Source organism: Marisediminitalea sp. (assembly GCF_984433645.1).
Genome location: NZ_CFIDRX010000032.1, coordinates 1 through 17,218, shown reverse-complemented (window position 1 = coordinate 17,218; position 17,218 = coordinate 1). Strand labels below are relative to the sequence as shown.

The 17,218-nt window shown below is 49.1% G+C and carries 25 protein-coding genes; 9 read left to right on the top strand and 16 right to left on the bottom strand.

Annotated features, from left to right (window positions below; all coding sequences use genetic code 11):
• Positions 1-209: 209 nt before the first annotated feature.
• Positions 210-1,058 (bottom strand): HDOD domain-containing protein, encoded by an 849-nt coding sequence (locus tag AC4MRN_RS06440; RefSeq protein ID WP_073324783.1) that lies wholly within the window; start codon positions 1,056-1,058, stop codon positions 210-212.
• 111 nt (positions 1,059-1,169) lie between these two features.
• Positions 1,170-2,201, bottom strand: coding sequence for a 2-dehydropantoate 2-reductase (locus AC4MRN_RS06435; RefSeq protein WP_491202813.1), 1,032 nt, complete (start codon positions 2,199-2,201; stop codon positions 1,170-1,172).
• A 157-nt stretch (positions 2,202-2,358) separates the two neighbouring features.
• Here AC4MRN_RS06435 and AC4MRN_RS06430 point away from each other — a divergent pair, with 157 nt between their 5' ends.
• Positions 2,359-3,597: a glycosyltransferase family 4 protein gene (locus tag AC4MRN_RS06430; protein ID WP_491202812.1), complete on the top strand. Its 1,239-nt coding sequence runs from the start codon at positions 2,359-2,361 to the stop codon at positions 3,595-3,597.
• Positions 3,598-3,609: 12 nt separating this feature from the next.
• Here the strand turns inward: AC4MRN_RS06430 and AC4MRN_RS06425 are convergent, their stop codons facing one another.
• Positions 3,610-4,002 (bottom strand): SufE family protein, encoded by a 393-nt coding sequence (locus tag AC4MRN_RS06425; protein WP_370242631.1) that lies wholly within the window; start codon positions 4,000-4,002, stop codon positions 3,610-3,612.
• The gene (locus AC4MRN_RS06420) at positions 3,992-4,351 is read right to left on the bottom strand and encodes a DUF2750 domain-containing protein (protein ID WP_491202811.1); all 360 of its coding nucleotides are present in this window, start codon (positions 4,349-4,351) and stop codon (positions 3,992-3,994) included. Before AC4MRN_RS06420 ends, AC4MRN_RS06425 begins: the two co-directional genes overlap by 11 nt.
• 215 nt (positions 4,352-4,566) lie before the next feature.
• Between AC4MRN_RS06420 and xthA the strand changes: the two genes are divergently transcribed.
• From xthA to AC4MRN_RS06405, 3 genes are all read left to right on the top strand, one after another.
• Complete coding sequence (gene xthA, locus AC4MRN_RS06415; RefSeq protein ID WP_475074470.1) at positions 4,567-5,376, top strand: exodeoxyribonuclease III; 810 nt, start codon at positions 4,567-4,569, stop codon at positions 5,374-5,376.
• A 3-nt stretch (positions 5,377-5,379) separates the two neighbouring features.
• A complete protein-coding gene (locus AC4MRN_RS06410) occupies positions 5,380-6,030 on the top strand; it encodes an energy-coupling factor ABC transporter permease (protein ID WP_073324788.1) in 651 nt (216 codons plus the stop codon).
• Between the two features lie 110 nt (positions 6,031-6,140).
• Complete coding sequence (locus AC4MRN_RS06405; RefSeq protein WP_155015072.1) at positions 6,141-6,578, top strand: hypothetical protein; 438 nt, start codon at positions 6,141-6,143, stop codon at positions 6,576-6,578.
• A 43-nt stretch (positions 6,579-6,621) separates the two neighbouring features.
• Here the strand turns inward: AC4MRN_RS06405 and AC4MRN_RS06400 are convergent, their stop codons facing one another.
• The gene (locus AC4MRN_RS06400) at positions 6,622-8,031 is read right to left on the bottom strand and encodes an ATP-binding protein (RefSeq protein WP_255053337.1); all 1,410 of its coding nucleotides are present in this window, start codon (positions 8,029-8,031) and stop codon (positions 6,622-6,624) included.
• A complete protein-coding gene (locus AC4MRN_RS06395) occupies positions 8,028-8,717 on the bottom strand; it encodes a response regulator transcription factor (RefSeq protein WP_073324791.1) in 690 nt (229 codons plus the stop codon). Before AC4MRN_RS06395 ends, AC4MRN_RS06400 begins: the two co-directional genes overlap by 4 nt.
• Before the next feature lie 150 nt (positions 8,718-8,867).
• On the opposite strand from AC4MRN_RS06395, the gene AC4MRN_RS06390 reads away from it, so the two are divergent.
• The gene (locus tag AC4MRN_RS06390) at positions 8,868-9,278 is read left to right on the top strand and encodes a hypothetical protein (protein WP_491202810.1); all 411 of its coding nucleotides are present in this window, start codon (positions 8,868-8,870) and stop codon (positions 9,276-9,278) included.
• A 60-nt stretch (positions 9,279-9,338) separates the two neighbouring features.
• Here AC4MRN_RS06390 and AC4MRN_RS06385 read toward each other — a convergent pair whose 3' ends face one another.
• The 3 genes from AC4MRN_RS06385 to AC4MRN_RS06375 are packed head-to-tail and all read right to left on the bottom strand — an operon-like array spanning position 9,339 to position 10,557.
• Positions 9,339-9,857, bottom strand: coding sequence for a GNAT family N-acetyltransferase (locus AC4MRN_RS06385; RefSeq protein WP_491202809.1), 519 nt, complete (start codon positions 9,855-9,857; stop codon positions 9,339-9,341).
• Positions 9,847-10,083 carry a hypothetical protein gene (locus AC4MRN_RS06380; RefSeq protein WP_073324794.1) on the bottom strand — a complete coding sequence of 79 codons (237 nt, stop codon included), beginning with the start codon at positions 10,081-10,083 and terminating at the stop codon, positions 9,847-9,849. The genes AC4MRN_RS06385 and AC4MRN_RS06380 overlap by 11 nt, the downstream gene beginning before the upstream one ends.
• Positions 10,084-10,095: 12 nt before the next feature.
• The gene (locus AC4MRN_RS06375) at positions 10,096-10,557 is read right to left on the bottom strand and encodes a YaiI/YqxD family protein (RefSeq protein ID WP_491202808.1); all 462 of its coding nucleotides are present in this window, start codon (positions 10,555-10,557) and stop codon (positions 10,096-10,098) included.
• A 173-nt stretch (positions 10,558-10,730) separates the two neighbouring features.
• Here AC4MRN_RS06375 and AC4MRN_RS06370 point away from each other — a divergent pair, with 173 nt between their 5' ends.
• From AC4MRN_RS06370 to AC4MRN_RS06360, 3 genes are read left to right on the top strand one after another with little or no spacing between them, the layout of a single operon-like run.
• A complete protein-coding gene (locus AC4MRN_RS06370; RefSeq protein WP_255053334.1) occupies positions 10,731-11,252 on the top strand; it encodes a helix-turn-helix domain-containing protein in 522 nt (173 codons plus the stop codon).
• Between the two features lies 1 nt (position 11,253).
• A complete protein-coding gene (locus AC4MRN_RS06365) occupies positions 11,254-11,988 on the top strand; it encodes an AzlC family ABC transporter permease (RefSeq protein ID WP_491202807.1) in 735 nt (244 codons plus the stop codon).
• Complete coding sequence (locus AC4MRN_RS06360) at positions 11,978-12,316, top strand: AzlD domain-containing protein (protein ID WP_491202806.1); 339 nt, start codon at positions 11,978-11,980, stop codon at positions 12,314-12,316. The genes AC4MRN_RS06365 and AC4MRN_RS06360 overlap by 11 nt, the downstream gene beginning before the upstream one ends.
• Positions 12,317-12,411: 95 nt before the next feature.
• Here the strand turns inward: AC4MRN_RS06360 and AC4MRN_RS06355 are convergent, their stop codons facing one another.
• Both AC4MRN_RS06355 and AC4MRN_RS06350 read right to left on the bottom strand, forming a co-directional pair.
• Positions 12,412-12,861, bottom strand: coding sequence for a GNAT family N-acetyltransferase (locus AC4MRN_RS06355; RefSeq protein ID WP_491202805.1), 450 nt, complete (start codon positions 12,859-12,861; stop codon positions 12,412-12,414).
• A gap of 98 nt (positions 12,862-12,959) precedes the next feature.
• Positions 12,960-13,340, bottom strand: a complete 381-nt coding sequence (locus AC4MRN_RS06350) for a helix-turn-helix domain-containing protein (protein ID WP_491202804.1) — start codon at positions 13,338-13,340, stop codon at positions 12,960-12,962.
• Positions 13,341-13,690: 350 nt separating this feature from the next.
• On the opposite strand from AC4MRN_RS06350, the gene AC4MRN_RS06345 reads away from it, so the two are divergent.
• Complete coding sequence (locus AC4MRN_RS06345) at positions 13,691-14,905, top strand: type III PLP-dependent enzyme (RefSeq protein ID WP_491202803.1); 1,215 nt, start codon at positions 13,691-13,693, stop codon at positions 14,903-14,905.
• A gap of 110 nt (positions 14,906-15,015) precedes the next feature.
• On the opposite strand, the gene AC4MRN_RS06340 is transcribed toward AC4MRN_RS06345, so the two are convergent.
• The 5 genes from AC4MRN_RS06340 to AC4MRN_RS06320 form a co-directional block, all read right to left on the bottom strand.
• Entirely contained in the window at positions 15,016-15,225 is a 210-nt protein-coding gene (locus AC4MRN_RS06340; protein ID WP_255053920.1) for a hypothetical protein, read from the bottom strand.
• 17 nt (positions 15,226-15,242) lie between these two features.
• Positions 15,243-15,887 carry a hypothetical protein gene (locus tag AC4MRN_RS06335; RefSeq protein ID WP_491202802.1) on the bottom strand — a complete coding sequence of 215 codons (645 nt, stop codon included), beginning with the start codon at positions 15,885-15,887 and terminating at the stop codon, positions 15,243-15,245.
• Positions 15,888-15,958: 71 nt separating this feature from the next.
• Positions 15,959-16,456 carry a hypothetical protein gene (locus AC4MRN_RS06330; protein ID WP_491202801.1) on the bottom strand — a complete coding sequence of 166 codons (498 nt, stop codon included), beginning with the start codon at positions 16,454-16,456 and terminating at the stop codon, positions 15,959-15,961.
• Between the two features lie 106 nt (positions 16,457-16,562).
• Positions 16,563-16,988: a hypothetical protein gene (locus AC4MRN_RS06325; RefSeq protein WP_491202800.1), complete on the bottom strand. Its 426-nt coding sequence runs from the start codon at positions 16,986-16,988 to the stop codon at positions 16,563-16,565.
• Positions 16,985-17,218, bottom strand: a 234-nt coding sequence (locus AC4MRN_RS06320) for a GNAT family N-acetyltransferase (protein ID WP_491202799.1), incomplete at its 5' end; no start/stop codon positions are given. The genes AC4MRN_RS06320 and AC4MRN_RS06325, both read right to left, overlap by 4 nt.

The following is a 17,218-nucleotide window of genomic DNA, read 5'->3' as shown; positions in this document are numbered from 1 at the left end:
AATACATGTAAGCGCTTACAAAGAATATTACATAAAATTGGGGAAGTAAAATTTTTTAACAAATATTTTACCGCATTAATTACGCGTGAATAATTTGTGAAATGTACTGAAGGTTGATAGCAGTGATTGATATGCACCACCGCTTGGGCGCTGTTTTAGCCCTTAGATAAAATACGACGAGAGCGCGTCATCGACGCCCTCTGCCCAGTCTAATAAAGCATAAATGCGCCTGGGTTAAACAGGCTGATCACACTCAAACACTGTAAATTCGTTATGTCGAGTGCGTCTTCCAAATCTTCGTGCTCGAACCCTAGCACTTCGTGAAGATGTGGCTTCAAATTGTTATAGCTCGGGTAAAGCTCCGGATTTACATTGTCCAGCGCTAACACATACGCGAGCTGGATCAACTGTTCATCCAACCCCTCAGCCGGCTCTGTTGTGTTGTGAATAGTTTCCAGAGGCTTATAAACGGCCTCAGGTATCCCCCACTCTTTTATCAGTGCGGCCGATAAATCGGCATAAGTAAATCCGCAAATAGCGGCTTGTAGCTCAGCGGGTTTCACTCTGGCGTTATAGGCCGTACAGCGCTGTGCTTCATTCGGATACACTGACACAATGACCAGTTCACCAATATTGTGTAGCAAGCCAGCTACAAACAGCCTTTCGGCCTCTTTGTGGCGCTTTCGTTCCGCCAGGTACTTAGCCAATAACCCACAGCTTACGCTTTGTTCCCAGAACCGGTCGAGGTCGATGATTTTCGCTTCAACGTCTTTAAACGCATGGGATATGCCGTAGGCCAGCGCTAAATCATAAGCCGCTCTGGTGCCTATGACCTGTAGCGCTTTACTGATCGTTTCTATTTTATTGGGGAATTTATACAACGCACTATTAGCCACTTTTAACAGTTGCGCAGTTAAACCCGGATCGAAGGCAATGATTTCACCAATATCGTCTATGCTGGCGGCGCTGTCATCCATACAAGCTTTTAAGCGTGTCACAGCATCGGGCAAAACAAAGATTTCACTTGCCTGACTAGCTAATTCACTGACACTTTTCATACGAATCCCTAATTCGAATTTGTGAAGTCAAACATGACGTGTAGCAGAAACGACGCCATTGTATGGATATAGTCCAATTTCACAAGCTACGCCAATATTTACGCCGAAAAATTAGCCTAAAATGGCGGTTTTCAGTTGCTTAGGGGATATCTGAGTTGAATTGCCTGCTTTTGGGCATTTGGCTGCTATGTCTTGTACCCACTGTGTAATTGTGTCATTGGCCGGACAAGGCACACTCAATTGCTTGCCAATTTGCGCAACAGCGCCGTTCAAATACTGAACTTCTGTGGTTTTTCCTGCCTGCAGATCCCACCACATTGAGGAACGAGCTGTCGGATCAATATCCAGCATTTTTGAGGCAATACGGCGAAACAGCCAGTTCGGCAACCGCAATAAACGTGGTATCCAGTGAGCTGGGACTTTCGTAAGCTGCGGCAGCTTTAGCTGTTGTGTTTTCGCCACCAATAACAGCTCATCCATTAGTGTAGCGATAATTGATCGGTAATGCCTATTTTGAAGCATATCCCTGATGGGAACATCAGCCAGAGCATTAACGGCATTAGCCAGGTTGAGTTGGAGCTTCGCCCAGCAATAAGCCTCCATATCTTGTGGCCAGAAAACAGGTAACAGGGTCGTACGATCACAACTGAGCCAACCGGGTTGCAAGTTGTCAGTTGAACCTGTTTCCAGAGCCAACACACCTTCTGTGGAGCGGCGAAGTTCAGAACACTCACTATTCCACACCACATTAAACCCCACAATGCCTTGTATTACGGTACAGTGCGGAAGGTGTGCCTTGACGCTTTCTACGCTACCTATGCCATTCTGACAACAAATCAGCGTGCAGCCATTGCCAAGTTTGCTCTGCAATTCTGCCAGTACTTCGTTCAGTGCCGTACACTTGACCGTTAGCCAAATAACCGCGTTTTCGAGCTGCTCCGGTAAATGCGTATGGATCTGTGCGGGCGTCGCCCGAAAAGAAGCTTTGGCTCCGGTATAGTCTGCAAGGGTGAAACCATTGATAAGGCGTTCATTCCACAAAGGTCGCCCCACAAACGCCACCTCATGACGTTGACTCAACACTCCGCCAAGGTAACTGCCAATCAGGCCACTGCCGTAGATCCAATGTACGCGACTTTTCACTCATACCCCGAGGTCATTTGATGCAATGACCACTATGCCATAGCCCTTTTGTCAAACCCAGTAAATCGATTCAGTCACAATCGACTGGCACGCTTATTATATGCATGCGGAGCGTGCTACACTTGCCGCCTCTGTAAGCAGGCAAACGTTAAAAAACATGGCAAAAACCGTATTGGTCATTGGTGCAGTATGGCCAGAGTCGAACTCTTCTGCAGCGGGACAGAATATGTCCGGGTTGTTGCGGGCTTTTCATCAGCACAATTTTTCTATCGTATTTGCCTCAGCCGCCGCCGACAGCCTGCACGCCGATGATGTAAGCGAATACGACGTTACCAATGTTCCTATTAGCATTAACGACAACGCGTTTGATGACATGATAAGTGTACTGCAACCCGACGTTGTGGTGTTCGACCGGTACATGACGGAAGAACAATTCTCCTGGCGTGTGCGCAAGCACTGCCCTCAGGCGTTGCACCTGCTAAACACCGAAGATCTGCACAGTTTACGCTATGCCCGCCACGATGCGGTAAAGCGCACAGGCTCTGCAGATAACGTCGAACTGAACAATGCGCTGGCACATCGGGAGATCGCGGCAATACTGCGCAGCGATATTAGCCTTGTCATTTCTTCCTATGAATATGCGTTACTGGTAAACACCTATCAGGTGCCCGCACAGCAACTTATTTTGCTACCGCTTCAGCCGCCAGTTAATAAAGATAATAAAGAATCAGTGAAGTTGGATTTTGCGCAGCGCCAACACTTCATGACGGTCGGCAATTTCCGGCATGCCCCGAATTGGGACAGCGTACTGCAGCTGCATCAACATATCTGGCCCGCTATCCGTAAGCAATTACCCCATGCCGAGCTGCACATTTATGGCGCCTACCCCCCTAAAAAAGCCACGGCGCTGCACAATCCCAAGTCGGGCTTTCTGGTAAAAGGCTGGGTTAATGATGTCGATCTGGTTATGGCGCAAAGCAGAGTTTGTATAGCCCCGTTGCGTTTTGGTGCAGGCGTGAAAGGCAAACTGTTGACGGCTTTATTGCATCAAACGCCGTCGGTAACAACGCCAATTGGTGCTGAAGGCATTGCCACACATGAAAACTGGCCAGGCGCAGTGGAATCAGAGTACGGTGCTTTTGTTCGGGCCGCTGTGGAATTGTACACCAATGAATCGCGCTGGCAGCAGGCAAGCAACCGGTGCCCGGCGCTTTTCAGTGACTACAAAACGTCAGTAATTAATGGCAATACTGCGCTGTTTGCGCAAATAGAACTGGCTTGTAACGATATCGCAGCCTATCGCGCGCCACTGCTGCAACAAGGCATGGTCTGGCACCACAGTTTGCGAAGCACGCAGTTTATGTCGCAGTGGATCGAAGCGAAGAACCGCTTGTGACCCGCACAAGCCCTAAGACTGAATACGCGCCACCACGTCTTTAATGCCGTTTGCTCGAGATTGACTCAAATAACGATCCAGCCCGATAGCAGAAAAATAAGCATGAAAATCAAACTGGCGCAGGTCGTCAGGTGACAGCGTATTCACCTTTTCCTGGATGATCGCCAACACGCCGCGAATGATTTTGCTGTCTGACCACGCCAACATGGAACACGTTGGCAAGGTATCGTCAGACAACGTCAGCCAAACCCGGCTCTGACACCCCTTCACCTCGTTGTCATCGTTACGCCTTTCAACGGGCAGAACAGCCAACAGCTTTCCGGCTAACATAAGCTGCCGCAACATATTGTCCCACCCTTTGGCGAGAGCGAGTTGCTGGGCAAGCGGTAGCGATTTATTCGTCATCGAGTTGTTCACGCAGCTCATCCGGCCCCGTTACAATACCCTCGCGCAAAGTACCTGCCGGAAACAGAACCAGCGCCACGTTGTTCTTTTTAAGACCAGGCAACCAGGTGCTGGTAAACTCGTCCATTGCAATCGCCTGGGGCTGACTGTCGGGTAAGTCTTTTCGCTGCCAGCTGGCTACGCTTTCTTCATCGGGCCACAGTGGCAGACAGGTTTGTAATTCCAGCTCGACCATAACCCAGCCTTCTTTACCCATTAAACCCCAAATCTGGCCGGTTTCCTGGATTTTCTCAACCAGATACTCTGCGCGCTCGCGCGCTGGCAACTCACTTTTTTGTTGTTCAGTCACGTTTGTGTTCCACCGTCAAAATTGCGCGCAGTATAGCACACGCGGCATCGTGGAAAAGGCCACCAGCCGTGACTTTTTGCCTGTCTTCCGTGACGATAATGGTTGTGAGTAACGCGAATGGGGCGAATTGCGGATTTCAGCCATAAAGGCGGTTATACCCCGAAAGGCTTTCTGATAAACTTCGCCTATATCGATTCACAGCAGTTAGCAAAACTATGAAAGTCATTTCTTTTAATATCAATGGTATCCGTGCTCGCCTTCATCAACTCAGCGCGCTGATAGAGAAACACCAGCCCGACGTGATTGGGTTGCAAGAAATCAAAGTAGACAACCCGCAATTTCCGGTAAAAGACATTGAGGCCATGGGTTACCAGGTGTTTTACCACGGCCAGAAAAGCCACTATGGTGTCGCTTTTATGGTGAAACAAACGCCAAAGCACGTACAGTACGGATTTCCCACTGATGACGACGATGCACAGCGTCGTATGATCATGATCACTGTTGAAAACGACGCGGGAGAACCGGTTACCATCTTAAACGGCTACTTCCCGCAAGGCGAGAATCGCAGTCATGAAACCAAATTCCCTGCCAAACAAAAGTTCTACAAAGACCTGATGGGATATTTAACAGAACATCACACGCCAGATGACAATGTGATCATAATGGGCGACATGAATATCTCGCACACCGACAACGACATTGGTATTGGTGAAGACAACCGCAAACGCTGGCTACGTACCGGCAAGTGCAGCTTCCTGCCAGAAGAGCGCGAATGGTTAAACACGCTGCTGGACTGGGGTTTACACGACAGTTTCCGTGCACAAAACCCGGATTGCAATGAGCAATTCAGCTGGTTTGATTACCGCTCAAAGGGCTTTAACGATAACCGCGGACTGCGTATCGATCTGATTCTGGGCACACAGAGTATGCATAATAAACTGGCAGAAACCGGCATCGATTATGAATTACGCGGTATTGAGAAACCTTCGGATCACGCCCCTATCTGGGCGACGTACAAGGGTTAAACCATGACCACACTTCAATTAGTGGGGTTAGTCGGTTTTGTGCTGTTGCTGGCTTACATAGTCAGGCACATTGACTGGCAAGCACTGGTCGCCAATAAACAGAAGCAGCACATGTTATTTGGCTGTGCTGCCGCGGTATTTTTCCTGTGGGTGTTTCGCGCCAGTGTGCCCGGAGGCCCGAGCCCCAGTGTTCACTTCATGTGGCTGGTAGCCCTAGCCTTAATTCTGGGCTTCCGGTTTTCCATTATTGCCGCCACACTGGCACTGCTGGGCGTGACCATTGTTGGCAAGGAAAGCTGGGCAATGCTGGGCGTAAATGGTTTGCTGGGCGTCGCTGCGCCTATCGCCTTTGGTTACCTGATTTTTATGCTGGCATTCCACAAATTGCCGCGCAATCTGTTTATCTACATTTTTATGTGTGCCTTTCTGCCCGGGGCATTGGCAATCGCGCTAAAGATTGCTCTGATGAGTGGATATTATGTTATGGATGACGTATACACCTGGAGTACAGTCAAAGACAGCTACCTTATTTTGATCCCGCTGCTTTTATTTCCGGAAGGCATGCTTAACGGCATGACCATGACCATCCTGATCATTTATTTTCCGGGTCTGGCTTACACATTCCACGACAAATTCTACATTGACGGTAAGTAATTTCGAGGGTAAAGAACAATGCTGTTCTTTACCCAACTATTACGTCTGTTGACGCAACCCTTCCCTCTGCAGTCACTCCAAAGTGCATAACTTAACAGAGGATATGCACCATGAGCCCATTTCGCATTTTACTATCGGCCATCACATCAACATTGATTGTCACCAGTTGCGCCAGCCAGCCTGAGCGGCCTGTAACGCCCCCCGACTACTTTCATACCAATATTTCTGTGGAGGGCGCTAAACGATTCAGTTTTAGCATAGCGGTTATGGCAGGAAACAAGGGCAAGGACAGCCGGGTCAAACTCAATGGTGGGCCAATGCCCAAAATGGGTAAAACACCGCCAGACGGTAAAGGTCCGCATACAGACCCCACTAGCAAGCTCTATGAACATCTGGAAGCCAAACTCAGCGAAACCGGTTACTGCCGTGAAGGTTACACCGAAATCGACACCTACCAAACCGAAGGCCGATTAAACCTCATTGGCGAATGCAACGAGACAGCCACGGAACAGGACCGGGTGTTTTTTGTAAATCGGTATGGGTATTAGTATTTTAGGTATGCGCTTCCCCATTCTGAGAATGGGGAGCAACTTATACTACAGGGAAAGACAAACTTACCACTAATCCATTCGGCGCGTTCAGGGCAAATTGGATTGTGCCGTTGTTTAATCTTACCGCTTCTGCCGCAATGGCTAGTCCTAAACCGAGTCCGCCGGTTTCACCCTGCCTTGCGCTGTCGGTACGGTAAAACGCTTTTGTCAGACAGGCCAGTTCGTCGCTCTCAACCCCCGGTCCGTCATCACTAATGCGAATAACAACCCGTTGGTCAGTACGCTCACAGGTGAGAGACACCGAGGAGTTTGCATATTTAAACGCGTTGCGCACCACGTTCTCTATAGCGGTAAGCATGGGCTCCTCATACACGTCAATAGACGCATCTATCAATGTGTGATGCCAGGCAATGTTCGACGCTTTAGCTTCAAATGCTGCGTCTTCACACAAATCGGTAAGTAAAGCTTCCAACGTAAAACGCTGACGTCCTTGTTGAATAGCTCTGGCTTCCATTGTGGTTAAATCGGATAGCCGCTGAATATGCAGGTTCAGCAGTTCACTTTCTTTTTCAGCACGCTCCAACAAAGGCGCAATGCTGGTATCGGTACTCTTTTTCCTCAACAAGGCCAGCGTCATCTGTAACCGGGTGAGCGGTGTGCGCAACTCGTGAGATATATCGGCGCTTTGGCGCTTTTGGTTTTGGATCAGTGCGGCAATGCGTGCCGTCATGTCATTAAACTGCGCAAACAACCTGGCAAACTGCGTATTGGCGGCGTACTGACGATCAGGACTGGCAGGCGATTCTGTGTCAATTTTATGCTGAAGTTGCCCCTGCCCCACGGCATTGAATGCCTGACCGAGCCGGGTTAAAGGTCTGGCGATAGAGCGCACTAACAACCAACTCATCACACTGGTAACAACCAGAAACACTGCCAGCATGCCCCAAACCGGAAACATGCGGAATAAATCTGATGGGCGGGGACGCTCTGGTCGCCACAGAATTAACTTCCAATCAGCATTGCTGGTTAATGTCACAGGGCCTATCAGCTTCGTCCACTCCAGATTAATGTGACGCGGATGGTCGCTCTGCATAAAATACCAGAACCGCTTGCTTTCAAAGCGCTCCAACAGGTGTTCGCGTACCGGTGAACTGGCCATTACCAATTTCAGATCATTGTCTACAATCATCATCTGATAAGGAAAGTTGCGGTCCAGCAGATTCAGTCTTCTGGTATTTAAGCGCTCAGGATCCTGATGACGGGACAAATGTTTATCTACCCTTTCAGCCACAGAGGTCAACAGACGACGCTCTTTACTGTTTAAATGATCGTCATCATCTAACTGCTGTAATATGAAAGCGGGTATGGCTATCGACAGCAGGCACACCAATAGGGTCAGCCAGAACCACCCAAGCACTTTCACATTAAAACTACGAATAGGATTAATCACCCTGCGAATACTCCGTAACCACGGCCTCGCTGGCTTTTGATTTCACACGCAGAACCAACCGCCTGTAATTTCTTGCGCAAATTACTCACATGCGTATCAATACTGCGGTCGAACGCCTGCAGCTTGCGGCCCAGGCATTGTTCCGATAACGTCTCTTTGCTGATCAGTTCGCCCGGCGACTGGCAACAGAGTTTAAGTAGCGCATACTCACTGCCGGTAAGCTCCAGCACTTCGCCTTTGCACTGCACTTCCATTTTGCTCAGATCGAGGGTTAAGTCTCCCAGCGAGAGTTGATTTGATAACGCCGGAGAATCTGACGCTTTGTCTCTGGTTCGGCGGGTAATAGCACGAATACGAGCCAGCAGTTCGCGATCATTGAATGGCTTTGCTAGATAATCGTCGGCGCCCAGTTCCAGACCCAGTACTTTATCGAGATCATCCCCTCGGGCTGTCAGCATTAATACCGGCAATTCACTTTGCTGACGCAGGCTTTTCAGCACGTCCAGGCCGTTGAGTTTCGGCAACATAACATCTAACAACACCAGTTCAATATCTGGCAACGACAGCGCTGCCGCCAGGCCAGATTCACCGTCGGCCCGGTGTACTACGTCATAACCCGACAAGCTCAAAAATTCGCTTAATAGTTCCGCCAGGCCTTTGTCGTCTTCGATGAGTAAGATTGTCATGGTACTGCTACATTAGTTAATACAGGGTAATAATGCCTGACTTTTCATAGGTTCACACCACATTTGCACTTCTTAACGTTCCTTGGCATTTAATCCGTTAATCTTGTAATCGTCCTCATTAAGAGGGAACACCATTAACAGGAGAACATGATGAAACGTTCACTAAAACAACTTGGCCTGGCAACGTTTGCCGTATTTATCATTGGCGCAGGCGTAAGCGGTGTTGCCCTGGCGAACAACGCCAAAGAAGGCAAAGAACCGCCACTCATGCCACCTCAGTTGCACCGTGCACTGGGTGATATGGAACTCACTGACGCTCAAAAAGAGCAACTGCAAGCGTTACGTGAAAAACAAAAAGCGTTAAAAGACGAATTCTGGGCTGTTTTCACCGATGAACAGAAAACGGCGATGTTGGAAAAAATCATGCGTCATCAGCGCGACGACCGCAAAGGCGGAAAGCACCGCGACCACAAAAAAGGGAAACGAGGTGATCGCCCGGACCGCGGAGAGCGCCGAGGTGAAGTGCCAGAAGCGGATGATGTATCAGGTATGCCGCAGTAACCCATTTCTTCATAGGTGCAACCAACCTTTGCCGCGCAATCGCGCGGCTTTTTTACGCATTTAATTGGCAATGACAAAGCGCTGGACAATGGCATTGCCGTCTTGCAATTCGCTGTGCAACACGCCGCCATTGGCCGTGATCATACCAGCGGATGGTCCATTGCCTTTGTAGCAATGCACGTGAACATCGGTAATGCCCCGCTCTCGGGCTTTAACCAGTGTGTTGGCGAGCAACCATTTACCCAGCCCTTTGCGTCGGAAAGAGGGACGAATTCCCAGCCCGATATGTCCACCAGCATGACGTAGCGCTGGTGTCAGTTCATGTCTCAAGTTTGAAACACCGAGCAGTGAATCGCCTTCAACCAGCCAATAGGTTGAACTGGCAATAAACCCCTCAGGCAAGTCGATTCCCAACTCGAAGCTTTTCAGCTTTGTTAACAATGCAGGAAAATCGTGGTGAGGAAAGTCCATAGGAAAAGGGTAACGTTCTTCGTCGCCCAACTCCTCGATGTAACCTTTGTAACTCGACTCAAACCGGGCGTGCGGCGCAACCAGCTCCAGTGTTGACTCACTTTTCATCCGCAGGCTTTTCCGGCAAATCGTTACACAGCTGGCAATACACATTGCGTTTGAAATTGTAAGCACGGGTAACGGCAAAAATCGCCAGCGTAATACATGCCCAGGTAATGGCAAACATCATCGCATCGTTCAGGCTATGGCCTTTGATGTACTGTGTGAAGGTAAATAACGTGAACAGTAGCGGCAGTGCCACGGCGTATTGTTTTAACCATTTTTTAATTGGCATGATAGTCCCTTTTTATTGCGCAGATTTACGCTGTTTTTCCATTAACCAGCGGTCGAGCGCATTGCCGAACGCTTGCTTTTCACTTGAGCCCAACGGCGGCGGCCCCTTAGTTTGCACACCACTGCTGCGCAGTGTGTCCATAAAATCACGCATATTCAGTCGCGATTTAATGTTTTCCTTCGTGTACATTTCACCACGCGCGTTTAGTGCCAGCGCGCCTTTTGTAATCACTTCATCGGCCAGTGGAATATCACTGGTAATAACCAGATCCCCGGCTTCACAGCGCTGAACAATTTCGTTGTCGGCTACGTCGAATCCCTTCTCAACCTGCACACTACTTACGTACTTCGAAGGCGGTGTTTTCACATACTGGTTAGCCACTAAACATACGTGCGTTTGTGTTCGATTCGCCGCCCTGAACAGCATTTCTTTAATCACGACCGGACACGCATCGGCATCCACCCAAATTTTCATATTCGATTCCTGTTAGGCGGTAATATCACCTTAATCATTGTTTCTCATGCTAAAACGAATCCCGCTAAATTACTACGCTTTAACGCATAACCCATGTGACTGATAAGTTAATTGTTGACTTTATGGCGTTCCTTATATAGAACGTTCGATATATAGAACAGCAAAGTGATGCTATGGACCAATCAACATTAAACACGCTCGGTCGCCACCTGCAGGCAATGCGACAAGCCAAGGGGCTGTCTTTGTCGCAATTGGCCGCAGGTGCCGGGATTGCCAAATCCAATTTATCGAGATTAGAACAAGGGAATGGCAATCCCACGCTGGACACAATCTGGCGACTGGCTATGCAGCTAAATGTGCCTTTCGGGGCTCTGGTTCATCCATTGAGCGGCAGCGTTGGCGAAGCCGGTGTTGAGGTAAAACTGATCGATCAGGGCAAAGATAAGCCCAATGTCGATGCTTACTGGATGTCGATTGCACCGGGCACACATCGACAGGCAGAGGCTCACGCAACCGGCACTCAGGAAACCATTACTCTGATTAGCGGCAGCCTTGAAGCGGGATTACTCGATGAAGCTACGTGTTTGTCGCCCGGTCAAAGCGTGACATTTGCTGCCGACAAACCACACGTTTACCAAACCGGTAAAGACTGGGCGACGTGTCTGATCACCATTGTTTATACGGGAAACACTTAACATGGCTACATCTTTGAAAGCCAAAACATCAAGGGGGTGGCAGCGCGGACTGCTCGACGCCCTCCCCTTACTCGGTGGTTACATTCCGGTTGCTATTTCTTTTGGGCTCATTGCGTCACAGGCAGGATTCAGCGCACTGGAAGCCACGTTGATTTCGCTGTTTATTTATGCCGGCGCATCCCAATTTCTACTGGTCGCAATGGTAGCGTCTGGTGCGCCGTTGTGGCTGGCCGTCAGCATGACGATGCTGGTAAATGTTCGCCACGTTGTATATGCCCCTAATCTGGTGCCTTTTCTTTCACAAAGCCGGGCATGGCCGTGGTTAATGCACGGACTCACGGATCAGATTTTCGCTCTGGCACACACGCGATTAGCCGAATTGAACGACGAGGACAAAGTAAGCTGGTACACAGCAGCGTCTCTGCTTGCCTGGGCTAGCTGGGTGCTGGGTACCACGCTTGGCGCCATTACAGGCGATACGCTAACCCAACAATGGCCATTAATGGATGCCGTTATGCCCTTTGCGCTGCCCGCTTTGTTTATTGTGTTATTGGCACCGCGATTTTCAGACAAACAGTGGTTTTATACCCTGAGCGTTACAATGGTATCGGCCATGTTGCTTGCCATGACCGCTTTTCAACATGCGGCGATTCCCCTGGCTGCCCTATCGGGCGGCATGACTTTCTATTTGCTTAACAGACCCCACAATAAACCGGAGCAAGAACATGCAAACTGACATATGGATTGCCATCATTGTTGCCGCCTTGGGGACGTTTGCTATGCGGGCGTTACCACTTATGTGGACGCAGCGGCATTTCAACAAACACAAAGCCAACAATACAGAAGCGCAGTTGCCTACCTGGATAGGTGTATTGGGACCACTGATGATTGCTGCGATGCTCGGCGTGTCACTGATCCCCAAAGAAACCAGCATGGCAGGCTGGCTGGCAACGGTTGCCGGCACGCTCTTAACCGTGCTGATTTGGCGTAAAACCAGAACGCTGGGACTACCGGTGCTGGCAGGTGTACTGGCTTTTGGTGGTGTTTACGCCGTACTCGCGTGATGTTTTGCGATTGTGCAGCCTGTTCTGGATGCCGGGCTCTATAAGCGTTAGAAAGCTAATTGGCGCTCAAACAAGCTCAGGCACCGGCACACACGTTAGCACTTCAACGTATAGTGATCGAATTGGGTAATTTTGTTGTATCCCTTCCGCTTATAAAGGCGCTGTGCAGTTTCATTGTCGACGGCCGTAGCCAGTTTTACCATTGCAGCATGGTTTTCTGATGCGAACGCCGCCACTTCATTGAGCAGCGCTTCGCCAACGCCCTGACCGCGACAATCCAGTGAGACGAATAAATCGTTTAAAATGTAGATCGGGCGCATGGAAACACTGCTAAACGAAGGAAATAACTGGGCAAACCCGGCCGCACAACCCGTTTCGGTAACTGCGAGTAAAATCGTCGAATCGCCCAGCTCCATACGCGCAGAGATAAACTCCGTAGCGGCCGCCCTGTCACTCGGTTGCCCGTAAAATTGCCGGTACTGATCGAACAAATCCGATATATCACCTAAGTGAGCCTTGTTGGCCACAACTATATTGAAATCCATTTACAACTCCGCTCTGATCTATGTCTGCTCAAATCATATCATTGTGGTAGCGAAGATAGGCAAACTTCACAGCAGATAAAAATGCCAGTCTATGAGGGTTATTCGATTAACCCCTGGCGAATCAACTCCGACCGAATAGCAGAATGAGTGCGCCCGAGCGCTTTAGCAATGTCACCGATAGTCTCATTGTTGGAAAAGCGTTTAGCTACTTCTTCTCGTGTTTCGTCTGTCCATGGAAGGCCTGCATTGAGTGGTACGCCTTTATCAAGATTTGCCTGTTGCTTTTCTTCCAATGTCATTTTAGGCCTGGGCAAACTATGCTCGACGCTCGATATTCGCTCCAGGGCATAAAACAAAGCACGGATCACCTGCGGCTGATTGTAGGTTGAGCTGGGTTCATACGGCTCGCCGGTGATGGGATCAATGCCGCTCGCGAGTGCTTTAAGCGTCGAGATATGTTCCTGATACATGATATTCATCCGAATCCTTGCTGAAAATTAATACACTCAAATTAACACACAATCGCAGGGCAAAAAGCTGGTCAAACGTCGGGGTTTACTGCAGCAAAATACAGCAAGCGAACTCGCCTTTTGGTTGGCAAAAAATTTTTGCGCTGAAGACAAAAAATCTGATTCAGAATTACTTAAAAATTGCTTGCGCGGAATTGGATTTAGCCTAATATGCGCGCAACTTGCTGATAGCCAATCAGTGTCTGGGCTCCCCTCGAGCGCCGGCGAGTAACTATTCAGAATGAAACCGGCTGTATTAACGAATAATGCAGTACTCGTCGAATACACAAGCTATGTTATGTAGCGCTAAGAGGACCCTAATGGCCCCAGAATATCTTGAAATTGTACCTGCGACGCCTGTTGTATCAGAGCGAAATGACAACCTGGCAGAAGCTGAGCGCATTCGTCGCTTAGTGGCATTGCACGGTTCGCCACTGCTGATCCTTGATTGTGAAGCTGTTCGCCGCCAATACCATGCCTTACAGGCAGCGTTACCGGGTGTTGACCTGCATTATGCAATTAAGCCACTGCCACATGCGTCAGTGATTGCTACGCTGCGAGATGAAGGCGCTTATTTCGATCTGGCCACCAATGGTGAAGTCGACATGGTTGCCGAAGCGGGTGTAGACCCAATTCGCACCATCCATACGCACCCAATTAAGCGCGATAGCGATATTCGTTATGCTATGGAATATGGCTGCAACACGTTTGTGTTCGACAACCCGGATGAGCTGAAAAAATTCATCCCTTATGCCGGTAAAGTCAATCTATTGCTACGACTGAGTTTCCGCAGTCCGGACGCAAAAATCGACCTGTCGAAAAAGTTTGGCTGTAGCCCGGATGCCGCAATGTCGCTGTTACAACAAGCCGCTGACCTGGGGATCCGCGTAAAAGGTGTGTCGTTCCACGTAGGATCACAGGCATTGGAGCCTACCAAGCACGTTGAAGCAATTAAAGCCTGTGCCCTGCTAATACAACAGGCCCGCGCTGAAGGCTTACCTGCGTTAGAAGTGGTGGACATTGGCGGTGGTTTCCCGGTGGATTATATCGACCAGGTACAGCCTATCGACACGTTTTGTGCGCCGATACGCGCTGCATTAGCAACATTGCCAGCCGGTACTCGTCTGGTGGCAGAACCGGGCAGATTCATTGCTGCACCGGCTATGACAGCGGTATCGAGTGTAATGGGCAAAGCAATGCGTGATGGCCGTTGGTGGTATTATCTGGACGATGGCGTTTACGGCTCTTACAGCGGCCGTATTTTCGACTACAACCACTACCCTATCGACAGTCTGGACTTTTTTGGTGAACGCAGCCCGAGTGTGCTGGCAGGCCCGACATGTGACAGCGTCGATGTTATTGAAGATGACATCATGTTACCTGAGTTGGATTGTGGTGCGTTGATTGTCGGCCGCATGATGGGCGCTTACACGTCTGCTACGGCAACTGATTTTAACTTCTTCAAAAAAGCGGAAATCGTAGTCATCAACGAGCACGTTGCTGAAGAATGCGATGTGGTGCCGTTAACAGCCTGATCGAAAATGCGTAAACCGGTCAAATGATGAAAAGCATCCATTGACCGTTAATATACTGACATGCGTTCTGAGTGGCAGGGTTATATCCCATATAGCACTGCCACTTTACTCTACTCAGGGTTGCGGTTATTGTCAGGCGAAGTCACAGACAAACGCCTCAGGTAATCACGCCCTGTAAGGCCATAACTCACAAAAATTACGCCTACCGATACACATATCACACCCTGGACCCAGGAAAACGTACCTGAATAAACGGCATGCACCTGGCTGATTAGCATCAATAGTCCCAGGATCAGCCCTATCGCCCTCATCACAGTCATTTTTGTATTTCCTTTGTTTAGCCTCGCGAAAAGAGTATCACCGGTAACATTGGCCACATCATGAGCAAATCCAAATACCGGGTCCAGGTAGATTGTAAGCTTGTCACGCCATTTAGCGCGTTACTTACTACCGTTCCCTGCGCTACACCGCGCAACAGTGAATCTTCATACACAACATACAAGTGACCGGCATCGTCATAAAAAATAGCAATTCGCTGTTCACCAAAATCCGCGTTTGAAACATCAACCTGTTGCAGTGTGAGAGTCAACGGCTCGGTCAGCGCAGTAAATTGTTGCTGGTACATCACACCATGCCGTTTCTCACTGGTGTATATATGGATCAGATCCGGCGAGATAAGATCAGACACATCACCATGACTGGTTAAGCCCCACGTAACCTGAAATGTAGCCTGCTCGCTTAAATAGGGATACAGCAAGCAATTGTTGGACTTGTCCCAGGCAAGCACGCTACAAGGAATAGCGACAGACAGTACCGCAAGGGCTTTATAAGTCATTGACCAGGGCCAGATGATAACCAACAGCCCTAAAGCAAACGGAATTGCCCAGAAAAACCCTGACCAGCCACGATTAATACTGCCGCCCAAAATAAACAATGCACAAACAATAAAACCAATTAGCCGTAATGCAACAACTGCTGTCATTGATGAAATGTCCGTCCCTGGTATGTGAAAATTGCAACGTCGTTTTACGTTGCTACGAAATGCAGACTAACTCAGCGCTCCTGATTTGGGAAGGCCCGATGATATATGCAGGTACCGCAGTTCTTGCAGGACAAAGTAACGGAGAGTCGGTAATCCACACATTGAAAAAAGAATCCGTAGACCAGTTTGCCAACCCGGTAAAACGTAAGTACAAACGCCGTTGAAACCATAAAACCAACGCTGTAAACGTTGAGCTGGATAAGCGCGATATCTACGACCAACTCGGCGAGTAACACTGCAACCACTTTGTGTTGCCGCTCTGCTACTGCAACTCCCAAGGTCACAAAAGCCACGGTGAAAGCGAGAAATGATGAAGCCTCCAGTAAATAAGCGGCCACCCATACTGGGAACGTAAGCACTGCACTCAGTAAACAAAACCCTATGGCATCCACTGCTGACATCCACATTGACACTCGCGGCAACGCATAGGCATCACAATGCCTGAATGCACGATGTGCATAAATCCAGGAAAAGCACTTTTTACTTAACAATGTGATCAATTTACGCATACTTTTGTTGTGTTAGTGTTTGGGGTCGAGTCGTATTTTGACACACTATACCAATGTGTTCTTTTGAACAAACCAAACGAAACGAGTTTACGTTTACAATCACGGGCTAGCTGTTCGCGCTACTTAACAATTCGCTTTGCGCGCGGATTCCACACAACCCGCCTCTGTCTGGCCACCACATGACATGCAAGTAAGGCATTAACCCCGTTTGGGGAGCAGCAACAAAGGCCCCCACAGCCATATCGTCAGTAACGGTATAATCCAGCGGAATTGACACTTCACTGAGTTTGAACCCACCCTCAAGCTTGCGGGTATAGGCCAGCGTTACCTCAAGACGGGTTAACCCCGACAATGACGCTGGCAGAGTAAAGCTGTACTCATGCTTTCCGGTTTCTTTTGAGATCTTAACTTGACGGTCATACTGCGCACCATGTTCAGGTATCATGCAGGCATTGGCAGTGTTAACACAGGCAAAGATGCCTAACATTGCGAACCACTTCATCGCTTCGATAAACTGTTCAAACACCGTCATTCGGCTTTAGTACCAGGGCGTTGCAGCTTCATTTCCAGCATAGAAGGCTGAAAACCCACTTTTTCATATGCATTGATTGCGGCGCGGTTGTCGGCATAGACATCCATATAAAAATCAAACACCTGCTTTGATTCTGCCCACGCCATTAGCGTGTCGATAATCTGCTTATTCAACCCCATTCCGCGGTATGCAGGCGCAACATACATAAACCCCAGATAGCCGTGAACATT